This window comes from Streptomyces sp. NPDC017246, assembly GCF_044331325.1.
Taxonomy (GTDB): Bacteria; Actinomycetota; Actinomycetes; order Streptomycetales; family Streptomycetaceae; genus Streptomyces.
Window position 1 is genome coordinate 1 of sequence record NZ_JBIRMW010000025.1, and the last position, 4,688, is coordinate 4,688.

The 4,688-nt window shown below is 70.6% G+C and carries 2 protein-coding genes; one reads left to right on the forward strand and one right to left on the reverse strand.

What is annotated here, in order from left to right; translation table 11 throughout:
- Positions 1–235: 235 nt before the first annotated feature.
- Positions 236–3,364: a Tn3 family transposase gene (locus ACH4MY_RS36295; RefSeq protein WP_398008840.1), complete on the forward strand. Its 3,129-nt coding sequence runs from the start codon at positions 236–238 to the stop codon at positions 3,362–3,364.
- Between the two features lie 43 nt (positions 3,365–3,407).
- Here the strand turns inward: ACH4MY_RS36295 and ACH4MY_RS36300 are convergent, their stop codons facing one another.
- Positions 3,408–4,562, reverse strand: a complete 1,155-nt coding sequence (locus ACH4MY_RS36300) for an MFS transporter (protein ID WP_398008953.1) — start codon at positions 4,560–4,562, stop codon at positions 3,408–3,410.
- Positions 4,563–4,688 lie beyond the last annotated feature (126 nt).

The window sequence follows — 4,688 nt, forward strand, 5'->3', positions numbered from 1 at the left end:
CGACGAAACAACGATCCATCACTCCCACACGGACGCCACCACTACCCCTGACCAGTGAAAACGCCGTCATCACACTCGGAAAGACAACAGCCTCTCAGGGGAACGGCCTCGGGGCACATCGATACAGCGGTTATCGACGAGATTGATCATGGACGTCTAGCACGGTGATCGTCCTCGGTGCTGGGGATCGCCGAAAGATCGTCGATCATGGGCGGAGGCTGACTACGGTCGCGCCATGCCGGTGGAGTTCTTAACTGATGATCAGGCCGAGGCGTACGGGAAGTTCGCTGAGGAGCCGACGAGACCTGAGTTGGAGCGGTTCTTCTTCCTGGACGACGTCGATCGGGATCTGATCGCGCTGCGGCGTACCAAGCATCATCAGCTGGGCTTCGCTCTCCAGATGTGCACGGTCCGGTACGTGGGGCTGTTCCTGGAGGACCCCCTCGTGGTGCCGTGGCCGGTGGTCGAGCATCTGGCCGCGCAGCTGGGTGTCGAGGACCCGTCGTGCGTGAAGCGGTACACCGAGCGCCGCCAGACGCTGTATGACCACGCGTGGGAGATCCGGGACGCCTACGGCTACCACCCGTATGAGGACCCGGAGTGGGGGCGGAAGTTCCGTACGTTCCTGCACGGCCGGGGTTGGACACACGCGGAGGGACCCGTCGCGCTGTTCAACCAGGCGGTGGGCTGGCTGCGACGAAACCGGGTGCTGCTGCCGGGAGTATCGGTGCTGGCCCGGCAGGTGTCCGAGGTCCGCACGATCGCGGAGAAGCGGCTGCACACCACCGTAGCCAGAGCTGCTCGCCGCGCGGACCCGGCACTGCCGACGGACTTGGTGGCCACCCTGTCCGTTCCGGAGGGCGGCCGGTATTCGGAGCTGGAGCGGCTGCGCCGGCCGCCGACGCGGACGACGGGCACCGCATTCGCCCGGTCGCTGGAGCGCGTCGATGAGATCGGCGCGTTCCAGCTGGGGCGGTTGAAGCTGTCGCAGATCCCTGCGAACCGGCTGGCGTCCTTGGCCCGGTACGGGCTGGGTTCCAAGGCGGCGAGTCTGGAGCGGGCCGCGGAGCCCAAGCGCACCGCGATGCTCACCGCGGTGATGCGCCACCTTGAGGCGAAGGCGATCGACGAGGCGCTGGACCTGTTCTCGGTGCTGATGGCGACGCGGCTGCTCAGCACGGCGAAGAGAGCCACCGACAAGGACCGGCTTTCGACGCTGCCCCAGCTGGAGAAGGCGTCGCGGACGCTGGCACGGGCCGCGAAGGTGCTGTTCGAGGAGCTGGAGCTGGTCGAGCAGCACGGCGCAGACCTGGACGCGACGGCACTTTGGCGGGCGTTGGAGGAGGTCGCGCCGCGGGCAGTGGTGATGAGCGCGGCCGCGTTGGTGGTCTCGCTGGTGCCGGAGGACGAGGACACAGCGGCGGTCGCAATGCGGGCGGCGCTGGCGACTCGGTACAACACGGTGCGGCCGTTCCTGTCGCTGCTGGGCGAGTCGAAGGCGCTGGACGCGGCGACGGGCGGGGCGCGGGTGCTGGCCGGGGTGAGGCGGCTGCCGGCGCTGGCGCGGCGGCGGGTGAAGGACAAGCCGCTGCTGCCGCGCGAGGTCGATGACAAGCTGGTGCCGGCCGCGTGGCGCAAGGCGGTGTACGCGAACGCCGAACTGCCGCAAGGGGCCGTGGATCGGGACGCGTACGTGGTGTGCGTGCTGGAGCAGCTTCACCGCGCTCTTGCGCGCCTGGATGTGTTCGCCTCTCCCTCGCACCGCTGGTCCGACCCGCGGGCCCGGCTGCTGGACGGCCCTTCGTGGGAGGCTGTCCGCGAGGACGTCCTGGCCGGGCTGAGCCTGGACATGCCTGTCGAGGAGCATTTGGCCGCGCTGGTAGGGGCGCTGGACGCGGCATGGAAGCAGATGGCGGACCGCCTGGAAGCGGCCGGGCCCGACACGAAGGTCACCATCGAGGTTCCGCCGGGTGGCCGGGCGAAGCTGAACGTGTCCAAGCTCGGCGCGTTGGGCGAGCCCAAGTCCCTGGCCTGGCTGCGAGGCCGGGTGGCGAAGATGCTCCCGAAGATCGACCTGCCGGAGCTTTTGTTCGAGGTGCGCGGCTGGACCGGGTTCCTGGACGCCTTCGTGCACTTGGGCGACGGCACGACCCGCATGAAGGACCTGACCACCTCGTTGGTGGCCCTCCTGGTCTCGGAGGCGTGCAACATCGGGATGACCCCGGTCACCAACCCGGCACATGAGGCGCTGACCCGGGCCCGGCTGGTACACGTCGACCAGTTCTACCTGCGCGCCGACACCATCGCCGCGGCGAACGCGGCGCTGATCACAGCGCAGGGCCAGGTGCCGATCGTGCGGTACTGGGGGGACGGGCTGCTGGCCTCGGTCGACGGACTGCGGTTCGTCGTCCCGGTCCGCACCATCAACGCCGCCCCTTCCCCAAAGTATTACGGGTTCAAGCGGGGCATCACCTGGCTCAACGCCGTCAACGACCAGGTCGCGGGCATCGGGCAGATGGTCGTGCCGGGCACCCCGCGAGACTCCCTGCACATCCTGGATGCCCTGCTCAACCTCGACGGCGGGGTAAAGCCGGAGATGGTGGCCACCGACAACGCCTCGTACTCCGACATCGTCTTCGGCATCTTCAAAATCCTGGGCTACAACTTCAGCCCCCGATTCAAGGACCTGGACGACCAGCGGTTCTGGCGCGCGTCCCTTCCCGGCATCGAGACGGGCACGTACGGGCCCCTGGAGCCACTGGCCCGCAACCGGGTCAACCTGAACAAGGTGATCACGCACTGGCCGGACATGCTGCGGGTCGCCGGCTCCCTGGTCACCAACCAGGTCCGCGCCTACGACCTGCTGCGGATGTTCGGCCGCGAAGGCCACCCCACCCCGCTGGGGCAGGCGTTCGCCGAGTACGGACGGATCGCCAAGACCGAGCACCTGCTGCGCGTCGTCGACCCCGTCGACGACACCTACCGCCGCCAGATGAACCGGCAGCTCACCGTGCAGGAGTCGAGGCACAAGCTGGCCCGCGACCTGTGCCACGGCAAGCGAGGCACCATCCATCAGGCGTACCGGGACGGGATGGAGGACCAGCTCGGCGCGCTCGGTCTGGTCCTGAACGCAGTGGTGCTGTGGACGACCCGCTACATCGACGCGGCAGTCGCCCAGCTGCGCGCGGAGAGTCACGAGATCCGAGATGAGGACATCGCCCGGCTCTCCCCGCTCAAGCACGGGAACCTCAACGTGCTCGGCCGCTACAGCTTCACCGCCTCCACTCCGGCGGGCGGCGGCCTGCGTCCGCTGCGCAACCCTGACACCGTCGAACTCGATGACGACGAGGACGGGCAGGAATGACCCGCCCTGCAAGGCCGCCGAGAAGCCCACGGAGCACCGGGGGTCACGCGGGCGGTCGAGGTGGGCGGCTTCCGAGGCTGGTGACGGCGGCCACGGCGGAGAGAGCGGCGAGGAGTGTGAACAGGGCCGGGTAGCCGCCGAGGGGTGCGGCAAGGGCGGCGCCAGCGAAGGGGGCCAGGGCGGCGGCGGTGTGGGCTGGTGCGGCGAGGAGTCCGGAGAGGCGGCCGTAGTGGGTGGTGCCCCAGCGGTCGGTGACGGCGGTGGCCTGGAGGAGGGTGAGGTTGCCGCGTACCGTTCCGGCGACCACCGCGAGCGCGACCAGGAGGGCGTAGGGTCCGGCGGTGACTGCGAGGGCTGCGGTGGTGAGGCCACCGAGTCCGACCAGGGTGGTGGTGCGGGTGGTGGCGCCGGTGCGGCGGGCCAGGGTGGCGTACAGGGTGCGGCCGAGGGTTTGTCCGGCGCCCCCCAGTCCGAGGACCCAGGCGGCCTGGGTGGTGGTGTAGCCGCGCTCCAGAAGGAGCGGTACGAGTCCCATCACGACGGCGTACATGGCGAACCCGGAGAGGGTGAAGGTGGCGGCCAGCATCCAGAAGGCTCTGCTGCGCACCACGGACTCACTGCCGCGGGCAGCATGTACGGGGCCCTTGGGGGCGGGCGGCCAGGGCGCTTTGAGGGCGAGGGCGTGGGCGGGCACGGTGACGATCGCGAGGATCGTGGCGAGCACGGTGTACGTGGCGCGCCAGCTCAGGTGCTCGGCGAGGAGGGCGGTCAGGGGTGCGAAGAGTGTGGAGGCGAGGCCGCCGGCGAGGGTGACGATGGTGAGTGCGCGGATGTGGTCGGGGGCCCACCAGCGGGTGAGGGCGGCGAAGGCGGGCTGGTAGAAGGTGGCGGCCATCGCCGCGCCGGCGAGCAGCCACCCGGCGGCGAAGACAACCAGGTTGGGGGCGGCGGCCACGGTGAGCAGGCTGAGTACGCCGAGGACGGAGCCGGCTGTCATGACGGTGCGGGGGCCGCGGTGGTCCAGGACGCGGCCTACGTAGATGCCGGTGAGGGCGGAGACGAGGAGGGCGGCGGAGAACGCGGCGGTGGTGGCGCCTGGGCTCCAGCCGGTGTCGGCGGTGATGGCGGGATTCAGGACGGGGAAGGCGTAGTAGACGATTCCCCAGCTGGTGATCTGGGTGACGCACAGGGCGGGCAGTGCGGCGCGGGGGGGGGGGGGGCCCCCCCCCCCGCCGCGCGCGGGCGCGCGGGGGGGGGGGGGGCCCCCGCCGCCCGGCCCCCCCCCCCCCCGGGGGGGGGGGGGGCGCCCCCCCCCCCCCCCCGT